Annotated in this window: 28 protein-coding genes; 6 read left to right on the top strand and 22 right to left on the bottom strand. The window is 62.8% G+C overall.

Going from position 1 to position 25,366, the window contains the following annotated elements; all coding sequences use genetic code 11:
• Nucleotides 1-136 precede the first annotated feature (136 nt).
• Complete coding sequence (locus C495_RS04070; protein ID WP_008160288.1) at nucleotides 137-847, top strand: phosphoribosyltransferase family protein; 711 nt, start codon at nucleotides 137-139, stop codon at nucleotides 845-847.
• A gap of 291 nt (nucleotides 848-1,138) precedes the next feature.
• Nucleotides 1,139-1,588 carry a methylaspartate mutase subunit S gene (gene glmS, locus C495_RS04065; RefSeq protein WP_008160286.1) on the top strand — a complete coding sequence of 150 codons (450 nt, stop codon included), beginning with the start codon at nucleotides 1,139-1,141 and terminating at the stop codon, nucleotides 1,586-1,588.
• 66 nt (nucleotides 1,589-1,654) lie between these two features.
• Here glmS and C495_RS04060 read toward each other — a convergent pair whose 3' ends face one another.
• The 6 genes from C495_RS04060 to C495_RS04035 form a co-directional block, all read right to left on the bottom strand.
• On the bottom strand, nucleotides 1,655-2,083 hold the full coding sequence (locus tag C495_RS04060) for an arsenate-mycothiol transferase ArsC (protein ID WP_008160285.1): 429 nt from the start codon (nucleotides 2,081-2,083) through the stop codon (nucleotides 1,655-1,657).
• A gap of 101 nt (nucleotides 2,084-2,184) precedes the next feature.
• Nucleotides 2,185-2,619, bottom strand: a complete 435-nt coding sequence (locus C495_RS04055; RefSeq protein ID WP_008160282.1) for a universal stress protein — start codon at nucleotides 2,617-2,619, stop codon at nucleotides 2,185-2,187.
• Between the two features lie 159 nt (nucleotides 2,620-2,778).
• On the bottom strand, nucleotides 2,779-3,369 hold the full coding sequence (locus C495_RS04050) for a 50S ribosomal protein L15e (RefSeq protein WP_008160281.1): 591 nt from the start codon (nucleotides 3,367-3,369) through the stop codon (nucleotides 2,779-2,781).
• Between the two features lie 251 nt (nucleotides 3,370-3,620).
• Nucleotides 3,621-4,154 (bottom strand): hypothetical protein, encoded by a 534-nt coding sequence (locus tag C495_RS04045; protein ID WP_049890154.1) that lies wholly within the window; start codon nucleotides 4,152-4,154, stop codon nucleotides 3,621-3,623.
• A gap of 281 nt (nucleotides 4,155-4,435) precedes the next feature.
• A complete protein-coding gene (locus tag C495_RS04040) occupies nucleotides 4,436-5,347 on the bottom strand; it encodes a serine/threonine-protein kinase RIO2 (protein ID WP_008160277.1) in 912 nt (303 codons plus the stop codon).
• A 570-nt stretch (nucleotides 5,348-5,917) separates the two neighbouring features.
• Complete coding sequence (locus C495_RS04035) at nucleotides 5,918-7,531, bottom strand: long-chain-fatty-acid--CoA ligase (RefSeq protein ID WP_008160276.1); 1,614 nt, start codon at nucleotides 7,529-7,531, stop codon at nucleotides 5,918-5,920.
• A gap of 376 nt (nucleotides 7,532-7,907) precedes the next feature.
• Between C495_RS04035 and C495_RS04025 the strand changes: the two genes are divergently transcribed.
• Nucleotides 7,908-8,744, top strand: coding sequence for a lipoate--protein ligase family protein (locus tag C495_RS04025; RefSeq protein WP_008160272.1), 837 nt, complete (start codon nucleotides 7,908-7,910; stop codon nucleotides 8,742-8,744).
• Nucleotides 8,745-8,793: 49 nt separating this feature from the next.
• On the opposite strand, the gene C495_RS04020 is transcribed toward C495_RS04025, so the two are convergent.
• From C495_RS04020 to C495_RS04000, 7 genes are all read right to left on the bottom strand, one after another.
• Nucleotides 8,794-9,072, bottom strand: coding sequence for a hypothetical protein (locus C495_RS04020; RefSeq protein ID WP_008160270.1), 279 nt, complete (start codon nucleotides 9,070-9,072; stop codon nucleotides 8,794-8,796).
• Nucleotides 9,073-9,240: 168 nt separating this feature from the next.
• Complete coding sequence (locus C495_RS04015; RefSeq protein WP_008160268.1) at nucleotides 9,241-9,900, bottom strand: class I SAM-dependent methyltransferase; 660 nt, start codon at nucleotides 9,898-9,900, stop codon at nucleotides 9,241-9,243.
• A 525-nt stretch (nucleotides 9,901-10,425) separates the two neighbouring features.
• Nucleotides 10,426-10,566 (bottom strand): rubrerythrin-like domain-containing protein, encoded by a 141-nt coding sequence (locus C495_RS17540; protein ID WP_008160267.1) that lies wholly within the window; start codon nucleotides 10,564-10,566, stop codon nucleotides 10,426-10,428.
• Between the two features lie 102 nt (nucleotides 10,567-10,668).
• Nucleotides 10,669-13,560, bottom strand: a complete 2,892-nt coding sequence (locus tag C495_RS04010) for a bacterio-opsin activator domain-containing protein (protein ID WP_008160265.1) — start codon at nucleotides 13,558-13,560, stop codon at nucleotides 10,669-10,671.
• A 165-nt stretch (nucleotides 13,561-13,725) separates the two neighbouring features.
• Nucleotides 13,726-14,145 (bottom strand): peptide-methionine (R)-S-oxide reductase MsrB, encoded by a 420-nt coding sequence (gene msrB, locus C495_RS04005; protein WP_008160263.1) that lies wholly within the window; start codon nucleotides 14,143-14,145, stop codon nucleotides 13,726-13,728.
• Nucleotides 14,146-14,196: 51 nt separating this feature from the next.
• The gene (locus C495_RS18030) at nucleotides 14,197-14,358 is read right to left on the bottom strand and encodes a hypothetical protein (protein ID WP_008160261.1); all 162 of its coding nucleotides are present in this window, start codon (nucleotides 14,356-14,358) and stop codon (nucleotides 14,197-14,199) included.
• Nucleotides 14,359-14,493: 135 nt separating this feature from the next.
• Nucleotides 14,494-15,012, bottom strand: a complete 519-nt coding sequence (locus C495_RS04000) for an HTH domain-containing protein (RefSeq protein WP_008160260.1) — start codon at nucleotides 15,010-15,012, stop codon at nucleotides 14,494-14,496.
• A gap of 185 nt (nucleotides 15,013-15,197) precedes the next feature.
• On the opposite strand from C495_RS04000, the gene C495_RS03995 reads away from it, so the two are divergent.
• Nucleotides 15,198-16,865, top strand: a complete 1,668-nt coding sequence (locus tag C495_RS03995; protein ID WP_008160258.1) for a bacterio-opsin activator domain-containing protein — start codon at nucleotides 15,198-15,200, stop codon at nucleotides 16,863-16,865.
• 193 nt (nucleotides 16,866-17,058) lie between these two features.
• Nucleotides 17,059-18,009 (top strand): phytoene/squalene synthase family protein, encoded by a 951-nt coding sequence (locus C495_RS03990; protein WP_008160257.1) that lies wholly within the window; start codon nucleotides 17,059-17,061, stop codon nucleotides 18,007-18,009.
• Between the two features lie 141 nt (nucleotides 18,010-18,150).
• Here C495_RS03990 and C495_RS18025 read toward each other — a convergent pair whose 3' ends face one another.
• The 4 genes from C495_RS18025 to C495_RS03975 all read right to left on the bottom strand — a co-directional run bounded on the left by C495_RS18025 (nucleotide 18,151) and on the right by C495_RS03975 (nucleotide 21,719).
• Nucleotides 18,151-18,312 carry a hypothetical protein gene (locus C495_RS18025; RefSeq protein WP_008160254.1) on the bottom strand — a complete coding sequence of 54 codons (162 nt, stop codon included), beginning with the start codon at nucleotides 18,310-18,312 and terminating at the stop codon, nucleotides 18,151-18,153.
• Between the two features lie 93 nt (nucleotides 18,313-18,405).
• The gene (gene cruF / locus C495_RS03985; protein WP_008160251.1) at nucleotides 18,406-19,290 is read right to left on the bottom strand and encodes a bisanhydrobacterioruberin hydratase; all 885 of its coding nucleotides are present in this window, start codon (nucleotides 19,288-19,290) and stop codon (nucleotides 18,406-18,408) included.
• Nucleotides 19,283-20,155: a prenyltransferase gene (locus C495_RS03980; RefSeq protein ID WP_008160249.1), complete on the bottom strand. Its 873-nt coding sequence runs from the start codon at nucleotides 20,153-20,155 to the stop codon at nucleotides 19,283-19,285. Before C495_RS03980 ends, cruF begins: the two co-directional genes overlap by 8 nt.
• A 13-nt stretch (nucleotides 20,156-20,168) precedes the next feature.
• Nucleotides 20,169-21,719 (bottom strand): phytoene desaturase family protein, encoded by a 1,551-nt coding sequence (locus C495_RS03975; RefSeq protein ID WP_008160247.1) that lies wholly within the window; start codon nucleotides 21,717-21,719, stop codon nucleotides 20,169-20,171.
• 158 nt (nucleotides 21,720-21,877) lie between these two features.
• On the opposite strand from C495_RS03975, the gene C495_RS03970 reads away from it, so the two are divergent.
• Nucleotides 21,878-22,576, top strand: coding sequence for an SDR family oxidoreductase (locus C495_RS03970; protein WP_008160244.1), 699 nt, complete (start codon nucleotides 21,878-21,880; stop codon nucleotides 22,574-22,576).
• 102 nt (nucleotides 22,577-22,678) lie between these two features.
• Here C495_RS03970 and C495_RS03965 read toward each other — a convergent pair whose 3' ends face one another.
• The 5 genes from C495_RS03965 to C495_RS03945 form a co-directional block, all read right to left on the bottom strand.
• On the bottom strand, nucleotides 22,679-22,963 hold the full coding sequence (locus tag C495_RS03965) for a translation initiation factor eIF-1A (protein ID WP_083902445.1): 285 nt from the start codon (nucleotides 22,961-22,963) through the stop codon (nucleotides 22,679-22,681).
• Between the two features lie 122 nt (nucleotides 22,964-23,085).
• The gene (locus tag C495_RS03960; protein WP_008160235.1) at nucleotides 23,086-23,598 is read right to left on the bottom strand and encodes a hypothetical protein; all 513 of its coding nucleotides are present in this window, start codon (nucleotides 23,596-23,598) and stop codon (nucleotides 23,086-23,088) included.
• 51 nt (nucleotides 23,599-23,649) lie between these two features.
• Entirely contained in the window at nucleotides 23,650-24,387 is a 738-nt protein-coding gene (locus C495_RS03955) for a fumarylacetoacetate hydrolase family protein (RefSeq protein WP_008160233.1), read from the bottom strand.
• A gap of 218 nt (nucleotides 24,388-24,605) precedes the next feature.
• Entirely contained in the window at nucleotides 24,606-24,821 is a 216-nt protein-coding gene (locus C495_RS03950) for a hypothetical protein (protein WP_008160231.1), read from the bottom strand.
• A gap of 119 nt (nucleotides 24,822-24,940) precedes the next feature.
• A complete protein-coding gene (locus C495_RS03945; protein WP_008160229.1) occupies nucleotides 24,941-25,357 on the bottom strand; it encodes a hypothetical protein in 417 nt (138 codons plus the stop codon).
• Nucleotides 25,358-25,366 lie beyond the last annotated feature (9 nt).

Below are 25,366 nucleotides of genomic sequence, written 5' to 3'. Positions count from 1 at the left end.
CGCGTTCGATCGGTGCCGTGGCTGTCGACGCTCGTGAGTGTCTCGTCTTTACTCCCGGAGGTCGATCCATGTTTGTGGTAATCTCACTCACTTCTACAATCGAAATATCCATAGTTGCGGAATCGTGCATACCTGTATGAACAGAGCCGAGAAGGCGACCCTCCAGCTGCGGGCCGTCGACGTGTTGCGGATGTTAAAGGAGACACGAACGTACGACGAACTCGCCGAGACGACGGCGCTCCCAGCGGGCGATCTCAATCGGTACGTCAACGGCCACGTGCTTCCGGGCGCGGATCGCGCACGCGAAGTCGTTGAGGATCTCGGTCGGGAGGCGCTGGCCGAGGAACTCGAGTCGCGAATCCGCGTCGACGAAGAGGGCTACGTCGACAACTCCGCGACCGTCTTCGACCAGCCGTTTCTCGACCTCGTCGCCCCTGTCGTTGCGAACGGCTTCGACTTCGACCGGCCCGACGTGGTACTGACCGCCGCGACGGACGGCATCACCCTCGCCGCGTCACTCGCGAGTTACTACGGGACGCGGTGTGCCTACGCCAAAAAACGCAAAGAGACCGCCGTCGAGGAGTTCATTGAGGCGCGTGAACGACTGCAGTCCGGAATCGAACTCACTTACTATCTCCCCCGATCGGCTATCGATGCCGGCGAGTCGGTACTCGTCGTCGACGACCTCATCCGCTCGGGTGAAACGCAGGAACTCCTGCTCGATATTGCCGATACTGCTGATGCGGACGTCGCTGGCGTCTTTGCCCTCATCGCCGCTGGCGAGGACGGCATCGAACGGGCTCGAAACCACACCGATGCGCCGGTCGGCGCGCTGACGACCGTCTGATCGTTCGACACGCGTTCTCTCAGATGGACTGCTGTCGGCACGGCCCGCCGCCCACGATGACGAGACAGCAGCCGTTCTCAGTTCGACTCGAGCAGCGGGCGCAACGACTGAAACGGGGCAGACACCCATCGTACAGCTGTCGTGTACGGGTTTCCGGTGATGGCCAGTAGCGACTATCTGCCGTCGACTGGCACGGACTTGCGAAATTCTGGATGAAAGACCATGTGAAACACTGCCACATTATTAATCATTAGGTTTATGGTGCTCCCCCCTGTTGGTGGAGGTACGACCATGACGAAGACAGTCATCCTCGGCGTGATCGGCTCCGACGCACACGTCGTCGGGATCACCATCCTGGAACAGGCGTTTGAGGCAGCCGGCTTCGACGTTATCAACCTTGGAGTCCAAAGCTCCCAGGAAGAGTTCGTCGACGCCGCAACGGCTCACGACGCCGAGGCTGTACTCGTTTCCTCCCTCTACGGTCACGCGAAACAGGACTGTGAGGGCTTCCACCAGAAGATCATCGACGCTGGCCTCGAGGACGTCACGACCTATATCGGCGGCAACCTCGCCGTCGGACAGGACGACTTCGAGGAAACTCGGCGATTCTTCCGGGAGATGGGCTTCGATCGAGTCTTCGACTCCGAGACGGACCCCGAAGACGCTATTGAGGCGCTCCGGGCCGATCTGGACATGCGCTCTTCGGAGTCCGAACGGGAGAGCCACACCGTCTCGGCCTAAGCCGCCGCAACTCGAGCCCGCAGTTTCATAACCACGCGGTCGCGCGCTGCCGTTTTTTGCAGTTTCTCAGTCGGCTCGCGCCGACTCGATTTCGTCGAACAGCGCCTCGACCCGCGCGTTCACGTCGTCACGGATCTCTCGAACCGTCTCGCTGTCCCGTCCGTGTGGGTCCGGCAAGTCCCAATCGCGGACGTCGGTGTCGGCCTCGAGTTCGAGTGTCGAACACCCCATTGTTGCGACGTAGTCACAGTTCTCGAGGGTCTCCGTGGCGATTGCCTGTGGTTTGCGACCGGAGAGGTCGATTCCGACGTCGGCCATCGCCTCGCGGACGACGTCGTGGACGGCATCGGCGGGATGTGTCCCACCGGAGTGGATCACTACGTCGTCGGTGAGCCCGCGAATCTCGCGTTCGCGTTCGGCGTAGGCGGTTGCCATCTGACTTCGGCCGGCGTTCTGGACGCAGACGAGCGCCACGTGTGTCTTGCCGTCGGACATACTCGCCACGATGGCGGGACCGTTCCTAATCGTTCGTATGTGCGTCACTGTGAGAAACATACACACGGATAGCGCTCGAGAACAGCTGTCGACCGGTGTGATCACCGAACGATCGTCACCGGGACCGGAGAGCGACGGGCCACCTTCTCGGCGACGCTGCCGAGGAGGATACGACTCGCACCCGTTCGACCGTGGCTGCCGATCGCAATGTGATCGACGTCGTGGTCGTCGGCGTAGTCGACGATCGAGCGCGAAATTCCGCCGATGACGTGGTCCGTCTCGATCTCGACGCCGTAGTCTGCAGCCTGTCTGCGTGCCTGCTCGAGCAACTCCTCGGCTCGAGTCTCGTGGTGTTTCTGAATCTCCTCGTAGTTCGTCATCGCGCCGCCTTCGATCCCCGTCGAGCCATAGAAGTCGCCGGGATCGACGACGTGGAGTGCCGTGACCGTGGCATCACCGTGCTCCGTGCACGCGAACTCGAGTGCATCCATCGAGTGTTCCGAACTGTCTACCGGGACGAGAACGTGGTTGACCATGCGTGACGATGTACAGCACCCATCAAAATAAGCCTCCGGCTGTCCCTCTGTCGACAGTTCCGACCGGCCTCGGAGCTGGTCGGTGGGTTCGACGCCGGCAACACCGCTCGAGGGGGATCTTGAATCGCGAAAATCGATTCGAAACCCGTTTGACCGGAGTTACTTCGCGCGACCTTGGCCGCCGTTGTTAGACGGACGGACCTTTTCGGCACCTTTGCCGCGGTTGTTGAGACCACGGTTGGCCTTGCCTGCGTTGGTCAGGCCACGGAAGGCGCGGTTCTGGTGTGCGCTGTCGCAGATCCAGTTGAGGTCGTCGTCGTTCTCGATTGCGGGGTGGTTCGGATCGACGAGGATCACTTCGAACCACTTCTGCGAGCCGTCTTCCCCGACCCAGTAGCTGTTGAGCACGCGCAGGTTGGGGTACTTCCGGGAGACGCGCTCCTCACCGATGCGCTGGATGTTCTTGCGCCGTCCGATACGGTTGACACCCTGTCGCTTCGTTCGGCGACCGGCCGTAAAGCGCTCTTTTCGGGCAGTCCCTTTGCGGACCGACACGCGGGCCACGACGATGCCCTGTTTGGCTTTGTAGCCGAGTTCGCGTGCCTTGTCGAGGCGGGTTGGGCGCTCGATCCGTTCGATCGCACCCTGCTTGCGCCATTCCTGCTTTCGCTGCCACTGCAACTCCCCGAGCTTACCGTCGTCGGGGTCTTTCCATGCGTCCTTGATGTGGGAATAGAAGCTTTTTGCCATTGTATGTTCCCGCGGGCGTTTTCTGGTTCAATCCCGACCGGGGCCATGCCCCGCGGATCACATCCCGACCTGTAGCACAGAGACGTGCTGCGCAGGTGCCCGCTGACGCCCGCGACCCAGCGAGTCTACGACCATCTACCCAACTCTCGAGTATAAGGCCTTCGAACTCCCGGACCAGACGGGTCGGTGTCGTGGCTGGCTCGAGGACGGGACCGTACTCGATCGCGTGACGGACGGGTGGACTCGACGGACTATCGCTCGAGTGGCACCCGTCTCTCGACGACTCCCGGCGTGATGCCGTTGATCGCGGCGAAGACGGCACCCAGCACTAACCCGTAGACGAGATGCCCAAGCGCGAACAGCAGTGCGCTAACCAGCTCTCCAGCCATCCCGGGAATGGGCAAGAACGGGAGGGGCAGCGTCTCCACCCCCGCGCCAGCCATCGCCACTGGGAAGAGGACACCGCCGGCGAAGAGCCCGATGAGCGCGCCGAACGCCAGCCCGACGATCACGTAGTCGATGAACGTCTCCACCAGCTCCTGGACTGCCCCTCTCGAGACGAGGGTTGCAAACACCAGCCCGAACAGGACGCTGATGATGAGGTGAAACGTCCAGCCGACCGCGGCTGCTGTCCCGGCGCCGGGAACGAGTCCACCGAGCAGTTCGATCTGGTTCGCTCCGAGATGGAGGACCAGCCCCATGGCGATACCGCCGACCAGTCCACCGGTGAATCCACCACCCCAGATACCGACACTGTCGAGACTGTGCGTGGTTTTCTCATTCATGATTTGAACTACGGGCGCGAGCGGAATCAATGCCACCATCCGTCGGTAATCGTGACTCTCTCCAGAGGGCAATCGTCAGTGTCGTCCGCCAAGCCGTCTTGACACCGTGGATGAACACTGCTCGAATCGAACGAACACGACTATTTCATATTGCAGTATATGATTTATCAAAAGAATTTCGAAGCGGAACGCTACCAAAAGAACAGGACACAGGACCCGAAACTGCCGTCGTCGCCGTTTCTGCGATCACAACCGCGGAACTGCGCTTCGACCGCGTCCCGTTATGAGCGGCCGCCGGTGACGCTCTCGAACGAACCCGTTTCGATCTCGACAGCCAACTCCTCGCTGTTGATCTCGTCCGGAACGTGCTGGGGGTACTTCCGACGGAAATACCCCAGCGCGTTCGTCAGGTCTCGTCGGAGGAACTCGGTCGCGTTCTCGTGATCCGTCGGAATCGCCTGCGGCCAGTCGAAAATCTTCACGCCGTCCTCGCTGACGAAGACGTTGTACTCGCTCATGTCGGCGTGGACGTAGCCGGTCTCGTAGGCGAGTGCGATCTCCTCGAGCAACAAATCGAGAACGCCGAGGACCTGATCGTCCGTGAGTCTCGTCTGTGAGAGCTCGACGCCGTCCATCTTCTCCATGACGATGACGTGGCGATTCTGACCGATCGGCCGCGGAACCGAGACGTCCGGATACAGCGCCTCGAGGATGTCGTACTCCCGCTCGGCGGCTTTTCGGGCGGTGTACATCCAAGAGACGTGCTCGTTGTCCGACGTGTAATCGCGTTCTTTGTGGACTTCCCGGAAGTTCGTATAGCCTTCACGGTGGTACTTCAGTGCGAGTGGCTTGTAGGATCGGACCTCGTAGACGTCACTCTCCTTGCCGACACCCAGCGGCGAGCCGAACTCGCTGATCGTGTCCTGCTCGACGAGTGCTCGCAACGCGAGGACGTCGTACCCCTCGAACTGGAGGGTGTACCCCTCGTACTGGATCGTTTTCTTTTCGACTAACCCGCGCTTGAGACAGCGCTCGAGTCGGTAGTCGACCTCCTCTTCGGTCAGGCCGGAGAACTTCGGGAGTTTCTCCCGCTGGACCCACTCCGAAAAGCGCATCCCCTGTTCGACCCCCGAAAGGAGATAGAAGTCTTCGGCCTCGAGTTCCGGAAGTAATCCGGCGACGTTCCGCACCATACCACGGATAGCTGGTGGATACGTAAAAACGTCGTGACCCCGTCGTTGGTGGGTCAGTGTCGGGCCGTGACACGGTGCTCGAGTGTATCCGTCTCGGTTTGCTCAGACGCAGGGCTGTCGGCGCTGTGTGCCGACACTCACGCGGCGGTACTGCACCGAGATAAATTCCATACTGCGATATCAAAATCGGCGGCGTCGAAACAGTCTGCTGTGCTGTCGCTGAACGCGAGCACGTACCGATCATCACAGGTCACTCGAGAGGGGGTTGCCCCGTCGCGTTACCGGAGAGCGCACACGATCGTCCTGCGGTGAGTGTCTCAGACGGTCTGCGATCCCGAGATAGGCGGCGAGGTCGGTGATCGGCAGTGACACCAGCACTCCGTCTCAGTGGTGTTCGATACGCACGGGTGTCGGCGTCGTCTATCGGCTATCGGACGCGTTTCCAGTCTTGCACCGTGGGATACGCTCGAGCGACGCAGCGACGGTCGCGGTAAAAAACGGACGGCAGTTACCGACGGCGGCGATTCGACGGCCAACTGAGCGGCCGTCCTGACTCGTTCGGCTGTGGCGTTATCCCTGGCCGACCATGCTGTCTTCTTCGTCCCACTCCTCCTCGCGGAGTTCGTACTTCTGGATCTTGCCCGTCGCCGTCTTGGGCAGTTCGTCGACGAACTCGACGCGGTGGACGACCTTGTAGCCGGCGAGTTTCTCACGGGTAAACGCCGTCAGTTCGTCCGGGGAGATCGGTGGGTTCTCGGGATCGTCGTTCGACGGCACGACGAACGCCTTCGGCGTCTCGCCCCACTTCTCGCTCGGTGCTGGGATGACGGCGACGTCAGAAACGGCGTCGTGGTCGAACAGCGTGTCCTCGAGTTCGATGCTCGAGATGTTCTCGCCACCGGAGATGATGATGTCCTTCTCGCGGTCCTGGATGGCGATCATGCCGTCGTCGTTGACAACGGCCAGGTCGCCGGTGTGGAACCAGCCCTCACGTTTGTCGTTGAACGCTTCGTCGGTCTCCTCGGGTTTCTCCCAGTAGCCTTCCATGACCTGGTTGCCACGGACGAGGATCTCGCCGATGGTTTCGTCGTCCCACGGAACCTCGTTGCCCTCGTCGTCGACGACTTCGACCTGGGTCGCCAGCGGGGCAATCCCCTGACGCTTTTTGAGCGCGAAGCGGCGCTCGCTGTCCTCGTCGATGAGGCGTCGAGTCGCGGAGGTGCCGATGAGCGGGCCGGTCTCGGTCGCGCCGTAGAGCTGGCGGAAGTGCCAGCCGAACTCTTCTTCGACGGTTTCGATGATGCTTTCCGGCGGTGCCGCGCCGGCTGCGGTGACTCGCATTGGGTTGTCGCCCGTCAGTTCGACGTCGTTCTCCTCGCGGTACTCCTCGAGCAGGCTGAGCACTGTCGGGGCACAACAGAGGAACGAGACGTCTTCGGTGGCGATGTCGGTGAAGATCTGTCCGGCGTCGACGCCGCGGGTACAGACGTGTTTCGCGCCCATGCCCGTGATGGCGTAGATGTGGCCCCAGCCGTTGACGTGGAACATCGGGAGCGTCCAGAGGTAGATGTCGTCGTCGGTGATCTCGTGGTGGATCGTGACGAGCTGGGCGTGTAGCGACTCGGTGCGGTGGGTTCGCATGACGCCTTTCGGGTCGCCGGTCGTCCCTGAGGTGTAGTTGATCGTGATGACGTCGTCCTCGCTCATCTCCGGGCGCTCGTAGTCGGGTTCGGCGTCCTCGATGAGTGCGTCGAAGTCTTCCCACTCACCCTCGACGGCGTCGGCGTCGTTCGTGATGAACGTCTCGGTGGGGACCTCGTCGCGAATCGCTTCGATCTTGTCGGCGTACTCGTAGTCGGCGATCACGGCCGTGACGCCGGCGTCGTTGAGCATGTACTCGTAGTCCTCGGGCGTCAGCCGGTAGTTCAGCGGCGCGTGGATCGCACCGAGTTGCATGATCCCGTACGCCGACTCGAGGTGGTAGTGCGTGTTGGGGTCGAGCACTGCGACGCGGTCACCCTTTTCGATGCCCCGCTCTTGCAACACTGCGGAGAGTCGGTCGGCCCGGTCGCCGAACTCGTCGTAGGTGAACCGTTCGCCTGTCGTCGCAACGATCGCTTCTTCGTCGCCGTAGTACTTGCGCGCTCGGTCAAGGAAATCGGTTACGAGGAGCGGGACTTCCATATGGACCAGTCTTGAATATTGTTTATAATATTCTTTATGGATTCTTAATCGACATCTATTCTAGATGAACGGCCGAATGGCGAAGATGTTCGCCTCGAATCGAGTTCTCGAGAAAACGGCGAAACGATTCAATGAGAACACGACGACGGAGTACACGTGTTATCAACAACCACTTTCTAGTTGTGAGCAGTGTTCGGCAAGCGAGACCATTCGTATCGCGAACCGTTTCGGTGTGGTGGAGCTGCCCGTTCGTGGGCCGTCTCTCGGATTTCATACCCTTGTCTGACACGGACGACGCTCCGTCAACGAAGCGAGGGAGGGCTCCACTCGGTTCGTCCCCGCAATCCCTAACTCGGTTGCCAGCGACCGGACGAGTATGACCGACCTCGCCGAGCGTTCGTGGCGGTTGCTTCGGGACGAGCCCCGTGATGGGGCGACACAGATGGCGCTCGAGGAAGTCGCGGCTGAGACGGCCCTCGAGGACGATCTGCGGACAGTCAGAGTCTACTCATGGGAGCCGAGTACGCTCTCGCTTGGGTACCGACAGGACGCCGACACGGTCGACTGGGCGTACTGTGAGCAGGAAGGAATCGACGTCACTCGCCGGCAAACCGGCGGCGGCGGGATCTATCACGACCGATATGCAGACATCTCGTATACCATCGTCGCCCCCGCTTCGGAGGTGCCCGGCGACCTGATGGACTGTTACGAACTGTTCTGTGAGCCGGTGCTTGCGGGCCTCGAGGCGATGGGCGTCGAGGCCGATTTCGCCGCCGTCGAGCAGTCGTCGATCTACTACCCCTCGTGTTATCTACGGGATATCAATCCGGCTCACGACGTCGTCGCGCCCGCGAGCGACGGCGTGGACGCACGGAAAATCAGCGGCAATGCCCAGTACCGCCAGCGTGACGTCGTTATCCAGCACGGCTCGATCAGCTACGATCTCGAGCCCACGCATCACGTCGGTGTCTTCGAGACGGACCTCGAACTCGAGACGTTTACCGACCGAGTAACGAGCATCCGAAACGAGGCCGGAATCGACCGTGAAGACGCCGTCGAGACGCTCGCAACGGCGCTGGAGGAGTGGTGTGACGCGGACGAGGGCGACTGGCGCGACGACGAACTCGAGGCAGCCGCCGACCTCGCCGATCGGAAGTTCGGTGCCGACGGCTGGGTTCGGAATCGAGAGGTGCTCGAGACCGGGGTGCAGTAAGCTGAGTCGGTTGGAGAGACCGACGGCGTCGGTCGAGCCGTTGGCCGGGTTAGCTGACGATCGCCCTCCAACTCCAGCCACCGAGGATGATAACGACGAGTGCGAGGACGAAGAACGCGCCCCATTGCTGACCTTCGGTCTCTGCGATCGGTGCGAAGAACTCGACGACGCCGGTCAACTGCAACAACGCGATCGCGACCAACAGCAGCGACAGTATCGAGACGACGGCGATCCCGAGCCAGTTTCTGGCCATCCGCTGCCCGTCAGCTTCGGCCTCCGCTTTGGAGGTCGTCGGCGTTTCAGTCGGCTCTCGGTCCGGTTCTGACATACCCCGTTCTACAGTCGGGTCTCGGGAAACGGTTCCACCTGCAGACTCCGGGTTCGATGCCGACCGAATTGTCCGGTGGGCGACTCCTCAGACGGAGTGCTGTAACTGTGTCCCGCCGATCGCCAGCACGGGTCGGTGATCGGCGGGACGTGACGACAGGACGCCGTCTCACTCGAGGAGGCCGTCTCGGCGGCGACACACCGTCCCCCGGACGAACGGTGTCGCCGGAAAGACCCCGAACTCGAGGCGCTCGATCTCTGCGACCGAGAAGGCGTCGTGGCCGACGAATCGCGGGATCGTCTCGCGGGTGAGTTGGCAGCCACCCGCGACGCGCTCCCAGAGGGGGTTGAGCAGTCGCTGGCCGGTTCCACGCCAGCCGTCGGCGTGGACGTGCTCGAAAAATCGGAACTCACCGCCCGGTTTCAACACGCGTGCGACCTCTTCGACGGCCGTGTCGGGGTCCTGTATCGTACAGAAGACGACGCTGGCGAGCACGATATCGAAACTGTCGTCGGGATAGGGCAACGATTCGGCGCGGGCGTCTCGGAGGTCGACCTCGAGGCTGAGCTCGCTGGCCGTTCGTGCTGCGCGCTTTCGCATGTGTGGGTCGGGTTCGATGGCGTGGTATGCCAGTGGCTCCGGGTCGGTCTCGGCGACGAACGGAAACAAGTCCCCGGTGCCACAGCCGAGTTCGAGAACGCGCCCGGAGAGATCTTGAACGAGGGTGGTTCGGTGGGGTGCGAACAACGTAGACTGTGGGAACCAGTCATACAGCGTCGCGAACAACGGGTGTGAGATCGGTGACTGGGTCGTGTTCGAGTCGGACATCTATCTCGACTGTCGAGCGAGAAACTGGTAACCGTTTCCCAGTGATCGACGAGGGGACCAGCAACCACCTACAGCGAGAGTCGTCGGTGCCTCGAGACGGGTTATCTTGCGGTGCAGGGCGCTAAAACCTCGCGCCCTTCAGTGGTATGGAAAGAGTTTCGCTCTCGCTGCAACGGAAAAGCCTCGCTTTTCGAGGACGGGGATACAGCGTCCGTCTTCGTTCACTTTCACTGTGCATGGCGACCTTTCACATCCCACCGCGTCGTATTGGGGATATGCGTGGAAAACTGGCAGTTGACTCGGTGTTTGCCACGGCGAGAGTTCTCGCCGAAACCAAAACAGTAAGCCGACCACGCCGACCGACACAAAACAACCAGATAACTCGCTACCCCACGTCGGGGGCGGGTATCGGTAGCGTGGCACTGCCAGCGCCGTCGGTCGCAAACCGTAGATTCCCAACCATCCGAATTGACGGAAGTAACATCAGAACCTCGGGAAGCGTCGCCCTTTAACGCGGCGAGGATGTCACTCGATCGGCATCTGCCGGTTTCGCATGTCGGCTCCGCATTTTGGGCACCGCTCCGGTGCTGTTGCACGGATGACCGTCCCGCAACTGAAACACTCGTAGGTCGACTCCTCTCTCGGGTTGAATTTGACGTCTTTCATGGGATCTGGGAGCTTCGATTTAGGAATAATAGGGATATTAGGATATGCGTATTCGTCAGATAGCTAGCGTCGACGATTTGCTATGGTTCAGTATTCAACCCCCTACGCAGGGGTTGCCGGAACACCGAGCTCTTCGAAGACGATCGTGAACAGTTTCCGCTGTACAGTTCGGATGTGGCGATAGAACGCGGCCGGCGAGATCCCGAGCGTGTCGGCGACCTCTTCACCCGACCGCTCCCGCGGCGATTCGAAGTAGCCGCCGTAGTAGGCCAACTGGACGACCTCGAGTTGTCGATCGGTGAGTCGCTCGAGCAGTTCGGCTCGAAGATCACGGACGGTCGTTCGGTCGACAGTACGCTTTGCGTGCAAGTCGACGTCTGAGAAGGCACTCGAGACGACGTCGATACTCGCTCTGGCGTCGACGGTCTGTGGCACGTCAACGACGATCCGTGTCCGATCCGGCGTCGCTTCCACGCTGTGTAACACGACGCCGTGATCGGCGAGTTGCAGGGCCAAAAACGGCGACGCCAACTCGAGCAGGACCGTCCCGCCCCCGCTGTGTTCGCCGCCGCTGATCACCTGTGCGCGCTCGATGGCGACGAGTCCGGCGGCCGCGTCGACGACGGCGTCCGGATCGGCGTTTTTGACCGTCGCGAACACCGCAGCACCGTCTTCGTGGAGGCGGACGCCGCCGTCGAACGACAGCACACAGCCCGTCGCCCGCGCGAGGCGAGCAAACACGAAGCTGTCGTCGAAGACGTCGAACTCGAGACGCGTTCGGGAGTCGGTCAACAGTGCCTGTTTGCGTTCGACGGCGGCGATCGCGGAGGCGATCGTCTCCCCGAGTTCTGCGAGGACGGCCCGTGTGACCTCGCCGAACGCGTCGGGCTGGTCGGCGTAGACGGTCACCACGCCGTAGGTAAACTCGTCGTAGGCAAGCGGGACGCTGGTGATCGACTGATACTCTCGTGAGAGCGCTTCGGAGCGCCACGGCTCGTCGTGGAGCCCTTTGGCGACGTTCGAGACGACGGTCACTTCGCGGGTGGCTGCCGTGCGCGCTGCGGGCTCGCGGCCGTCCGCAAGCGAAAGCGAGACGCTGTCGAGGTAGTCCTGCCTGCGTCCCGTGCCGCCGTGTGCGCTCGGGACGAGCCGTTCGCCGGTCACGTCCGTCGCGCCGATCCAGGCGAACGAAAACCGGTCCGCGGACGTGAGACGCTCGCAGACGGCCGTTTCAATCTCCTCTCGAGTCTCCGCTCGAACTAATGCCGTGTCGATCTCCCGGATGATCTCGTTGATCTGGTTGAGCCGCGTCAGTTCGCGGTTGCGCTGTTTGAGTTCCCGGTCGCGTTCGCGCAGCGTCCGTTCGCGCTCGACTCGATCGAGGGCTGCTTCGGCCGTCGTCGCCACCAGATCGGTCAGCTCTCGAGCGACATCGTCGAACGCGTCGGACCGAGACGAACCGACGACGAACACGCCGTGATCGCCGAGAGGGACGAACGCGCCGCTTCTGAGATCGGTCGTCGGATCGGAGAGCACGTCCGCATCGTGGACGTCCGCGAAGAATCGGGACTGCCCCTCGACGAAGACGCCGCCCGCAATGCTGTCGGCAGTGGCTCGCTGCACCGAGAGCGGCCCGTGGAGTCGCTTCAGCCCCGCCGAGACGGCGGCCGGCCGAAGCACGTTCTCGTCGGTATCGAACAGGAACACACCACTCGCCTCGAGATCGAGGATCTCGGGGGCGTCTTCGACGACGATCTCGGCGATCTCGCGGTCGGTCTCGGCGTAGAGCAACTGGCGCGTGGTCCGGTGTAGCGCCGTCAGCGCCTCCTCTCGGTGTTTCCGTGTCGTCACGTCCCGGCAGCTATAGAGGAGCGTGCCGTCCTGTATCGAGACCTCGCGAACGTTGACCAATAGCGTGTGCTCACGGCCCGCCCTGTCGGTCGCCGTACACTCGATGTTGGTCAACACGCCCTCGTCCTCGAGGGTCTCGCGGTCGAACAGGTCCGAGCCGAGGAGTTCGTCGATCGTCCCCATCTCGTGGATCTCCGCGTCGGTGTAGCCGAAAATGAAGTGAACGTTTGGGCAGACGTAGGTAAACTCGCCCGCGTCGTTCGTGATGAGGACGGTGTCGGTCATGTTGTTGAGCGTCACCCGATGGAGTTCCTCCGACTCGCGTAGCTCCTGTTCGAGGTGGACCCGTTCGGTGACGTCGACTGCTCGTGCAAGCAGCGAGACGACCGTTCCCGAATCGTCGGTGACCGGCTGGATCGTCACCTCGAGCGTGCGCGAGTCGGCCCCGTCACTTGCTTCGTCGCCGACCTGTGCTCGTGTCACCTCCCGGTGGACGAACTCGCCGGCTGCCGCCCGGTCGATCGCTGCCTCGATCACGCCCCGGCCTTCCTCGATGCCGCGCCACCACGGGAGGTCCGCGAACGGCCGCCCGCGAACGTCGGTGTCGGCTCCGACGGCCGCCTCGAGGGCGCTCTCGTTGGCGCGGCGAACCCGCCCATCTGGATGTAACACCCACGAGTACGTCTCCGGCGCGTCGAAGATCGCGCTGAACTGCTGTGATTGAGCCCGCCGTTGTCGTCGCTCTCGACCCGTGTCGATCGCTCGCTCGAGTGCTGCGGTGAGGTCCGTATCGCGTCGGTCTGCTGGGACGTACTCCGTGACGCCTGCTGCAATCGCGTCGCTCGCGAGCCCTTCATCGCCAGTCGCCGGCGCGAGCACGACCGGACAGTCAGGATCACGCTCGCGAACCCGTTCGAGCAGGTCGAGACCGCTCGCGTCCGGCAGCCGCTGTGGCGTCAGGAGACAGTCGATCGGGTGTGCCTCGAGGACCTCGAGCGCCGACGCAGCGCTCGAGACCGTCCGCAGTTCGGCGTCGAACTCGCGCTCGGAGAGACGCGAGCGCAGGTCGTCACTGTCGGCCGGCACCTGTTCATCGGCGGTGACGACGAGGAGGCAAGCGTCGTCGGTCCGTACAGAACCCATTCATGATCACTACCAGTTGATCGTGATAGAACCTATCGGTGTTCTGTACGGCGACAGCGGCGTTCCGAACGAGCGAGCGTGGACTCGAGTCGATCACCCTGATATCGACGACGGGGTGGAAATCAGTTGGTTGGCAGTCGGCTCACAGCGACGTGGCCCTTCGTTTCACTCCTCGTCGAAATCGAGCGCCACCGAGTTGATGCAGTAGCGCTTGCCGGTTGGCTCGGGGCCGTCGTCGAAGACGTGCCCGAGGTGGCCACCGCAGGTCGCACACAGGACCTCGGTTCGGCGCATCCCGTTGCTCGTGTCGAGGCGGGTTTCGATGCGCTCGTCATCGGTGTCGTAGAAACTAGGCCAGCCACAGCCGGATTCGAACTTCGTCCCGGAGTCGAACAGTTCGGCACCGCAGCCGGCACAGACGTAGCTCCCGTCTGCCTTGTGGTCGACGTACTCACCGCTGAACGGTGGTTCGGTCCCGGCCTCGCGCAGAATACGGTACTCCTCGTCGCTCAGTTCGGCTTGCCACTCGCTGTCGGTCGTCGGCTGGGTGTCGGCGGACCCGTGATCGTTCGTTTCGTGTCCCATACGACAGACTAGCGTCGAGACACCCAAGAGTCTGTCTGCGCCACGGGACCGTCAGCGGCTCGTGATGATATCCGTACTCTCACACTCCGGACACTGCGTCATCCGCCCCAGTTTTGGGACCTCGATCCGTCGCCACGCATCGTCGCCGCCGGGGGCTTCGAATCCACAGTTTCGACAGCGTGACTGCCCGAGCCTGACTGATTCGCTTACCATATGCTCGAGTATGATAGTAACTGCCATAGGTATTGTTCACGCTGATGGTGAGACTCATCGTAATGGACAGGTTCGGGCTCGAGACTGTCGGCCGAAACCGCCTTCCCTGGCCCACTCTCGAGGGCGACGCGTGGTTCAATCGGAGCGAGATGACGGCAGTTCGATCCGGCCCTGCCCGTCGCTGGTCGTTCGATCGTCCGGCCGGTCGATGATCCGCTCGTCGTGTTCCGATCCGCCGTCGGCGGGCACCGACGGGTCGATCTCGTCGTCGACGAGCGCAGCGAGTCGATCGAAGACGTCGATCGTCTCGTCGCCGTCGCGACACGGTGCCACGTGGAGGAGTTCGTCGTCGCCGTTGAACTCGGCGAGCGCGATCGTCGGCAGTCGCCACACGTCGTACCGTTCGTCCGTGATCGTCGATTCGATGCGGATGGTTCGAAAGAACGGTTCGAGAGAGCGACTCGTTCGTGCCGCCCACGACTCGAACGCCTCGAGTCGCGTTTCGATCCGCTGGAGTTGCGGAATTCGTTTCGCGTGTTCCGTCCGCTTGATCGCTTTCCCCCAAACACCGACCTCGAGCGACTCGATCGGCGCGTTTGACTCGAGGTCGTCCAGTCGCTCGAGGGCGCGCTCCTGGGTTGGGCCTGCGCTCATGGGGGTGAACGAACGGATCCATAGCTCGACCGTCTTTGGAGTGGTGGTGTGGTGTGACACGCTGATCTCTTCTGAGGCTGTCTACGGATGTGTACAAAAGTGTTGGTTGAGTTATCAGTTCACCTGACCTATCGCCTCGCCGTAGCCCGAGTTCGTTATGTGGTTTAAGCACAAATCCCCGTCCAATGGAGCACCGGCACGAACTCGCCGAAGCGACTCTCGAGACGCTGCCGCTCACCGTTGCCGTCATCGACACCGACGGCGAGATCCTGCTGACGAATCAGGCGTGGCGTGAGTTCGGCTCGGACGACCACCAGACGGACCACCTCGGCGTGGACTACATCGCAACCGCCGCGATGGACGACGACGAGCACGCCAGACGCGCTATCGATGGCCTCGAGGCCATCATCGACGGCGAGCAGGAGACGTTCTCGATGGAGTACCCCTGTCATACACCCGAGCAAAAGCAGTGGTTCCTGATGCGAGCCAACCGGTTCACCGTCGACGGTGACGTCCGCATCTCGGTCGCCCATCTCGAGATCACCGACCGCAAGCTGGCGGAACTCGCCGTCGAGGAGACCACGGCAGAGCTCCGCGAGGAACATCAGGCCCTCGAGCACGTCCTCGACCGTGTCAACGGCATGCTCCGTGACGTCACCGACGCTGTCGTTGGCGCGAGGACACGCGAGGAGATTGAACGGCAGGTGTGTCTGCGCCTCTCCGACACCGACCCCTACGTCCTCGCCTGGATCGGCCGCGCTGATGTCACGAACAACCGCCTCTCGCCACGCCAGTGGGAAAGCCGAGGCGACATCCCGCTCGAGGACGGCGACCTCGTGCTCGGGGACGACGCCAGTCATCCGGCAGTGCAAGCACTCGAGACGGGCGAGCCGCAGGTGATACAGGATCTCGAGACGTTCGACGACGCCGACCGGTGGTGGCCAACAGGGGCCCCCCAGTCGTTTCAGTCGGTCGCTGCACTCCCGCTGACCTACGGCGACGTGACCTACGGCGTGCTCGTTCTGTTCGCCGCGGAAGCGAACGCCGTCGCCGAGCAGGAACGGCTCGTCCTCGAGTCGCTGACGGAGACGATCGCGACCGCGATGAACGCGATCGAGACACGACAGATGTTGGTGAGCGATACCGTCATCGAACTCGAGGTCGCGATCGAAGATCCGTCGCTGTTCGTGACGGCACTGGCTGACGACCTCGAGGCGACGATCACCTATCGGGGACTGACCTACAACAAAGACGGCGAGCCGGTCGCGTTTTTCCATGTTGATCGGGCCGTTGACACCCCGCCTTCGGCGGCGACGATCGAGGGCGTGACGGACGTGACGGTCCCGTCGACGTACGACGAGGGAGCCCTGCTCGAAGTCGACGTTCGTGATAGCGTCGTCGCCGCACTGGCCGAACACGGCGCGTCGATCCGTCGGTTCGATGCCAGCGCCACGGCGGATCACGAGACACGGTCGACAGCAACCGGCGAGACGGTCGTCGATCTCACGATCGACCTCCCGAACGGCCAGTCCGCCCGCTCGGCGTACGACCTGCTCGAGCAACGCTACGACACCGTCGAACTGATCAGCTACCACGAGACGGACCACCCGACGCAGACGCCACAGGATTTACGGGGCCGTCTCGAGTCGTCACTGACTGAGCGCCAACTCACGGCGCTGCGGACGGCCTACTACGCAGAGTATTTCGAGTGGCCGCGCAACGTCTCGGGTGAGGAACTCGCGCAGTCGATGGACATCTCTAGGTCGACGTTCCACCAGCATCTCCGGACGGCACAGCGAAAGCTCCTCGACGAACTGTTCGACGACTGGGCGGATTCGCCGACCGATCGGTAATCTGTCGACAGCCGCTATCTGCGACCGGCGTGGACGACGGCTATCGACTCCGTTGGCTGTCGATCGAACCTTCATTTCGCGTCACCTGTTCGCTGGTGAGACAATCAAAACCCCACTAGTGAGGGGGTGCTATTTTATACGTATCTGTCGTATTGATATCATCCCATTGCGGTCTGCGGATACGAGGCTGAGAATGCAACAGGAACACATTGACAAAGGCAAGGCGATCCAGAAGGAGACCGGCAAGACGTTCTATCTCGCGACCAAATTCCTCCCGAAACGGGTTCGCCACGCCACGCACGTCCTCTATGCGTTCTTTCGCATCGCCGACGAAGTCGTCGACGACGCAGCAGGCGTTCCGCCGGCCCAACAGCGTGCCGAACTCGAGGGCCTTCGCGAGCAGGCCCTCGGAAAGACAGCGCCGGATGGCCCCGTTCTCGAGGCGTTCAACGAACTCCGCCGGGAGTACGACATCAGCGACGCCGAAATCGAGACGTTCATGGACGCGATGCAGTCGGATATCGACACCGACCGCTACGAGACGTACGCCGACCTCGAGTCGTACATGCGCGGATCGGCTGCCGCCGTCGGCGTGATGATGACCGCGATCATGGACTCCGACGACCGGGAGACGGCGCTTCCCCACGCCGTCAAACTCGGCGAAGCGTTCCAGATGACGAACTTCCTGCGGGACGTCCGCGAGGATATCGTCGATCGGGACCGGATCTACCTGCCACAGAAGACACTTCGCGAATACGACGTCTCGCCCGCACAGATCGAGCGCCTCGAGTACTCCGAGTCGTTCGGGCGGGCCATGGCGGCGGAACTCAAGCGAACGGAGGACCTCTATCGCGAGGGCGTTGCCGGCATCCGCTATCTGCCAGCGGACTGCCAGCTTCCGGTGTTGCTCGCGGCTGTCCTCTATGCAGAACACCACACGGTCATCCGCGCACAGAACTACGATGTGCTCAGTCAGGAGCCGTCGCTGTCGACGGCCCGCAAGCTGTGGTGTCTCGCCAAAACGCGCTGGCACTGGCACTGGAATCGCGACCCTGAAGCCGTCTTCCAGCGAGTCTCTGCCGTCCCCGCACTCGAGACGGATCGAAGCGAACCCGGCCACGGCGGCCGCGTGCCGACGCGGTAACTCTCTGCTCGTTTCCGACTGACTGAGACGGTCTGCTGTACGTCAGTTCCAGTGGGACCGCGACCGTCCTGCGGTCCCACCGGGAAATCGGTAGCAAACCGTATGAGACGGTGTTCGTACAGCAGACCGTATCACAGCCTTTCACTCGGAGATATCCGATTCAGTCTGCGCTTCGATCTCGGCGACGACGAACTTCGCCAGCGTCTGTTTCGTATGCACCGCGACGAGATGGTCCTCGACGTTCCGATCACGTGATGGGACGTCGTGACAGATCGGGCACTCGATAACGTCTCTCGTTGCCATATGTCATCCACTGCCTCGAGAACCAAAAGGGTAGAGCACGCACGTCCGGCCCGTGTGGACCTCGCCGCCGATCGGCGGCGTCGGCTGTCGATCTTAGGATTCGCGACCGCTAAGGACACTCGAGGGGAGCGCCTGCCGGATCAGGTCGCGATCGTAGCGGTCGGTCTGGAACAGGCCGAGACAGAACAGCCCGGCGACGCCGGCCGCCAGCCAGTTGCCGTAGAGGACGTTGATCGCGCCCCAGAGCAGGACGAAACTCACCAGATCGTCGAGGATGAACTCACACTCGCGGACGCGCTCGAGCAACGACGCACGATCGAAGGCGAGATCGACGAGGACAACGGCGACGGTGCCCGAAATGACCCAGCCGACGTAGTTCGACACCGGGACGCCGTAGTAGACGCCGGCGGGGATGAACTCCCAGAAGCCGATCGCAACGGCCGCCGGGTCGAGGACGAGGTCGATCGCGACGACGGCGACGATCGCACTGAGCACTCTGATGAGTGGGTTTTCGCTCCACTCGCCGAGGACCAACAGCGTGAGCAGGTAGGCGTTCAGGACCAGCGGGATGAAAAACAGCGGGAGCGCCAGCGGTACGTCGCCGAACAGCATCGGCCCCAGTTGGATGGTGTACTCGAACGCACCGTAGGGCCAGTCCGTCCGTACGCCGACGATCTCGATCGCATACGTGTACGCCGTCAGCAAGCCGAGCAAGCCAAGCGCCCACCAGCCGATCTTCGGGAGCAAGCCGACGACCAGCGGCGAGCGCATCACCATCGTCCCGAAGAGGATCAACAGCGGGTTGTATGCAAGCGGTTCGGGCAGGACCCCTTCGGCGCTTGCCACCAGTGTGACCGCGCCGATAACCGGAAAGACGACAGCGATCGTAAAGCGATTCTCGCGGATGATCGCCTCGAGACGGCGCTGGACGATCGTTCGTGTCGTGTCGGTCCGTGATAGTGAGTCGTGGTTAGCCATGGAGGAGCCTCCAGAGTCCGCCCATCGTCAACGCTGCGCCGACGACCGTGTTGATCGCCGGGAACCACCAGTACGCTCTGTCTACGGCGACGCTCGAGGAAACGAGCACTCCGATGAGCGCGGGGTAGACGAGCATGAGCGCGCCGAGCCGGGGATCGAGCAGGCCGAATGCGAGCGCACTCGCGAGCCAGACGAGTCCACAGTAGGCGTAGGTTCGTGATTCGCCGAAAACCGTCGCGGTCGTTTCGATTCCCGTCTCGCGATCGGGTTCGATGTCGGGGATCGCCGAAAACGTATGCATGCCCATCGCCCACAGCCAGCCGCCGACGACGGCGAGTGTGGCTGGCTGTGTTCCCGCGACGGCGGCGTAGGCCGCGGCTCCCGGCATGATGTACAGGCCGTTCGAGACCGAATCAAGCACTGGCGTGGTCTTGAACCGGATCGGTGGGGCGCTGTAGGCCGCGCCGAGGACGAGAAAGCCGACGAGCCATGGCCACGCCGCCGTGGGGATGAACGGAACCAGCGCCAGCGGGAGCAGCGCACAGAGCGCCACCGCGAACGGCACGATCTGTTGGCCGCGATAGCGTTCTTCTTTCGTCTCCTTTTTCGGGTTCGCGGCGTCGATCTCGCGATCGTAGATGTCGTTGATCCCGTAGAGGAAGACGTTTCCCGGAACGAGGAAGTATGCAAACAGCACGACCGCGGCCGGCGCGAACAGCTCGCTGACGGTGTCGGCAGCGTACGCGACACCCACGAGTACCGGCCCCGCCAGATAGAGCCAGAACCGGGGCCGAGACAGCGTCAGCAGATACGAGAGCTGTGTGGCGAGTCCGCCATCGCTCGAGGCCGTCGATCCCGTGTTCATACCAGCCTCCCGATCACTGTTCTGTCGACGTGCCGTAGTCCTCGAGAACGGTTTCTGCGGTTAGTTCGCCGCTGATGAGACACATCGGCATCCCGATGCCGGGCGTGGTGTCACCGCCGACGAAGTAGAGACCATCGACCTTCTCGGAGCGGTGTGGTGGTCGGAACAGGGCGGTCTGGCGGAGTGTGTGGGCCAAGCCGAGTGCCGTGCCGTCGTAGCTGTTGTAGCGGCTGGCGAAGTCCTCGATACAGAACTGTTCCTCGAAGACGATCCGGTCGCGAAGGTCGGCCCCGGTGTTGGTCGCGATATCCTCGAGGATCGACTCGCGGTACTCGGCTCGGATCTCGGGGGTGTCCTCGAGGCCGGGGGCGATCGGCACGAGGACGAACAGGGCGCTGTGGCCGTCGGGCGCGACGGTGTCGTCGGTTTCGGAGGGGACACACAGGTAGTAGGCGGGTTCGTCGGGCCAGGCGGGCTCGTCGAAGATCTGATCGAAGTGGTCCTGCCAGTCGGTCGGCAGGACGAGCGTGTGATGGGCCAGTTCGTCGACGTCGCCTTCGACGCCGAGATAGAGCAAGAACGCGGACGGCGCGTACGTGCGTGAGTCCCAGTAGTCGGCGTCGTGACCGCGGGATTCGGGTGGCAGAAGCTCCTGTTCGGTATGGGCGTAGTCGCCGTTGCTGACGACCAGATCCGGCCGCAGCGGACCCTGTGGCGTGTCGACGAGAAACGCCCCTTCACGGCCTTTGATCGCCGTTGCCGGCCGGTCGGTGTCGTAGGTGACGCCCAGTTCGGTGCCGAGGTCGACGAGCGCGTCGATGACAGCCCCGATCCCACCCTCGGGGTACCAGACGCCGAGGTTGAAATCGACGTGGCTCATCAGATTGTACAGCGCCGGCGTGTTCGTCGGCGAGCCACCGAGAAACACCAGCGTGTACTGCATGATCTGCTGGAGCTTCGGATGCTCGAAGTAGTTCTCGACGTGGCCCTGCATCGACCCCAGCAACGACAGGCCACGGGCCTGTCTGGCCACATCCAGCGTGAGGTAGTCACGCAACTGCGTGCGGTCCTCGTAGACGAAATGTTTCATCCCAACCTCGTAGTTCTCGCGAGATTTCTCGAGGTAGCGCTCTAACGCATCACCTGCACCCGATTCGTACTCCTCGAAGACGCGTTTGGTGCGCTCGAGATCCGGCGTGATGTCGACCTTGTCGCCGTGTGCTCGCGGGCTCTGCCCGCTCGCATCGTTCGCGGAGCTTTGCTCCGCGCTATCTTTGAAGAAGAGTCGATAGTGGGGGTCGAGGTGGGTCAGTTCGTAGTAGTCCGACGGCGTTCGGTCGAAGTCGGCAAAAAACCGCTCGAAGACGTCGGGCATCAGATACCACGACGGCCCCATATCGAACCGGAAGCCGTCTCGCTCGAGGCGACTCGCCCGGCCACCGAGCTGTTCGTTCTTTTCGATGACGTGAACGTCAGCACCCGCGTCAGCGAGGTAGCAGGCCGTCGAGAGGCCGCCGACACCAGCCCCGATCACGACGACGGACTCACCGGCCAATGATGTCATAGTATACATGAATGTCGGCGGACGCATAAACGTACGCCATACGCACGTAGGGGTGGGCCGAAAGCGCCGACACAACGGTGATGGACTGTGTTCATACTGCCGGACTGTCGTGGCCAGTATGAACATAGGTTCCTGTACGTGCTGTCCGTACATACCCCATGGACGAGTTGACAGTCGTCATCACTGGTGGCACCCGTGGAATCGGTCGCGCAGTCGCCGAGGCGTTCGCCGAAGGCGGCGCGACGGTCGCCGTCGGCGCTCGAGACGGCGATGCGGTCGCGGAAACCGTCGACACACTCGAGGCTGCGGGGGGCGTTGCGGCCGGCGTTCGCACAGACGTTCGTGACGAGTTGGACCTCGAGCGACTGGTCGAGACCGCGTCCCGAGCCGGCGACGGCGGCGGTATCGACGTCGTCGTCGCCGCAGCGGGCGTCTATCACGGTCAGCCGGGTGCGACACCGACGGATGACGACTCCTATGCGGCCGTTGACGACCACTGGCAGATCAACGGACGTGGCGTGTTCGCGACGATTCGGGAGTCACTCCCGCATCTCAACGACGGGGCGCGTGTGCTCGTGCCGACGGGATCGATCGCTCGCGAGACGAAACCGGGCTACGGCTCGTATGCGATCTCGAAGGCGACTGCGGAGGCTGTCGCTCGAGGCTTCGCCGCGGATATCGACTCCACAGTCGGCTGTCTGGACCCGGGACAGGTCGCGACGGAACTGTCCGGTGGGGTGGGGCGCGATCCGGAGTCGATCGCAGGGATGTTCGTCTGGGCGGCGACGGCGGCCGACCCGGAGACGGTCGATGGTGCCGTCGTCGGGTTACGGGAGTGGAAACAAGCGACACGCTGAGAAGCCGTCCGCTCGGCTGCGAGCCGGTGTATAGAAAGTGCTGTCGCTCGGCTGTCGGCGGTAGACTGCGGTAAAATCTCGTTTAGTGGCCGAAACCGAGGTTCAATCGATGTGGCCTTCGCGACGCAGTTGATCTGCGTCCTGGCTAGTGTAGCGCCACTCGATCGTGGCTTTCTCGTCTTGCCAGTCCCAGGGCTCGGCGACGACGATGTCGTCTTGCTCGATCCAGGTGCGGTATTTCATGCGTCCTGGGATGCGGCCGAGCCGTTCCTCGCCGTCCTCACAGCGGAGTTGCACGTGGTTGCCTCCGAGGTGTTCGGTTACGACGGCGAATACTTCATCGTTGTTGGGCATACGGAGGTTCCGTCGCCCGGATTCTTCTGTCACAGGTTGACTACGTGGCCCACACGTTTAAACCATTGGAGACGTGTGGTAACGTTCGGCTTGGGAACGGGCCGTCTGCCACTCGTTTGTGACCGACTCGAGCGACGGTACCGCCGCTCGTACGGCTACAGTTCTCGGTCCGAATCGGGGTTCTCGAGTTCCCACAGTACTTCCGGCAGGAACGCCTCGAGGTTGTCGATCACGGAGCGGTCGCTGACGTTCAGCCCCTCACAGTGGTCGTGGGCCGACTCCCGAATGTCGACGTGGAGGTCGCCGTCCTCGAGCCAGACGCCGAGCGGAAAGACCGAACAGCGTGTCGGTTTCCAGTCTTCCTCGAGATGGAGGGTACAGAGGCCGTCCTCGCGCAAGAACGCACAGGCACAGCCGTCCTCGGCGACGTGGTCGTCGCGGGCTTTCGTCTCGCGGGTGACGAACTTCTCGCCGCGAAACTCGGTCGTCGTCTCGGCGAGATTCGCCCGCTGGGCGAGCTCGAGTAAGTCCTGATCGTACAGCAACACGCCGTGTTGGCAACACCAGGTGCAGTCCTCGACACATTCGAACGTGAGGCCGGGGTCGAACTCGACGACGACCTCGCGGCCGGGATAGACCTCGACACGTCGCGTGGCGTCAGCGCTCACATTGGCGGGGAGGGGCCACGTCGGCAAGTGCCTTTCCTCTCGCGTTGGCGCTTACTGGCCCGACTCGTCGTCGGTCGCGTCGACGACGGTGTTCTCGAGCGTGCCGACGCCCTCGTAGGTAATTTCGACGGTGTCGCCGGGTTCGACCAGTCCGGGGTTGGCGGGGCTGCCGAAGGCGATCACGTCGCCGGGGCGGAACGTGAATCGCCGGGAGAGGTAGGCGACGATCTCCTCGGGGCCGAACAGCATCAGTTCCGTGTTCGCCTCTTGTCGGCGCTCGCCGGCGACGTCGGTGTACATGTCGATCCCCGACGGGTCGACGGCGGTCTCGATCCACGGCCCGAGCGGGCCGGAGCCATCGAACGCCTTGCGCGCCGTGCGGCCCTGCTGGTCGAGTGCGTCCATGTCGTTCATGATGGTGTAGCCCCGGACGACGTCCGACACCTCGTCTTCCGTGAGGTTGCTGCAGGGTTCGTCGATGACGGCCGCGAGTTCGCCCGCGTAGGTGAGTTCCTCGGTGAACTCGGGGTAGGGGATCGGCTCCCGGTGGCCGAGCAACGACGCCGGCGGTTTGATGAAGAAGTCGGGTTCCTCGGGACGTTCGTACTCCATCTGGTCGAGCGTCGCCGCGTAGTTGCGCCCGACGCAGTACAGCGCCGAGGGCTCACAGGGCGGCAGCATACGGCCATCATCTCCGACCTCGTAGACGCCGTCGTCCACAGCGACGACGCCGTCCTCGTACCGTCCCGTAACCGGTCCGTCGTCCGTCTCGATCCGTGCGAGTCTCATTATCGGCGGTCTCGGTTCCGACGGATTAGGCGTACCGGTTTGCTTTCGAATCGTTCCGGTCGAACCGACGTGAGACGGTGTTCATCTGCCTGTGGGAGCCAGCTGCGTCTGCCCGAACACGACAGTTTCGTCCGCTCAGACGGCCTGTGGACCCGATATCCCGCCGATCACGGGCGGCGGGGTCGAAGACCGGCGGGCAGTGACGACAGCAGTCCGGCTCACTCCTCGAGGACGAGATACGTTCGTCCGCTGCGGTGCTTGAGCGAGACGGCATCGGTGTCGACGTTCTCGTCGACGAATGCCTCGAGACCCGCGGCGTGGACCTCGGTGACGTCGATCCGGCGTCGTCGGGGTTCGGCCTCGAGTGTGGCGGGTCGCTCGCGGCCGGCAGTCGCCTCGTTGCGGTCGTCAGTGCGGTCGACGATCAGTGCCATAGCAGGTACTCGGACGGACGGGATGTGAATGCGATCCAGCCGGAGTGAAAGTGAAAGTACGGGACGGCGTCGATGTGTCGCGGTCACCAGTGTCGCTGTGCGATCGACTCGAGGCCGACTTACCCGATCTGTTTGAGTTCGACCAGCTGTGGTCCGTCGTCGGTGTCGATCGTGGTCGCCTCGAGGATCGACTCGCGCGCTCGAGCCTGCCATTTCTCGACGGCGTCGGCGTGGCGTTTGCGAATCTCGTCGGTTTCGTCGGGCGTGGCGTCCTCGAGTGCCGCCTCGAGGCGAGGATAGTCGTCAATCACGTCGCTCGCGATGACGGATTCTGGCGGGATATGGATGGCCCCGGTCAGTTCGGTATCGTCGCGCTGGTAGACGTGGAGTCGAGCGCGCATCCGGCCGTGAAACGGCGGCGTCACCCGAAGGACGGCCTCACCGGGATTCTCCTGCGTGTAGGCGTAGGCGCTGGCAGCGTCGTCCGGCGAGAGCGCGAGCGAGCGGATCGTCGTCGGGTCGTCGTCCTCGGCCATTGTTCGACG

The organism is Natronorubrum sulfidifaciens JCM 14089, assembly GCF_000337735.1.
GTDB classification, from domain to species: domain Archaea; phylum Halobacteriota; class Halobacteria; order Halobacteriales; family Natrialbaceae; genus Natronorubrum; species Natronorubrum sulfidifaciens.
Note: the sequence above shows the minus strand (reverse complement) of the source record. Positions and strands in the feature narration are given on the sequence as shown.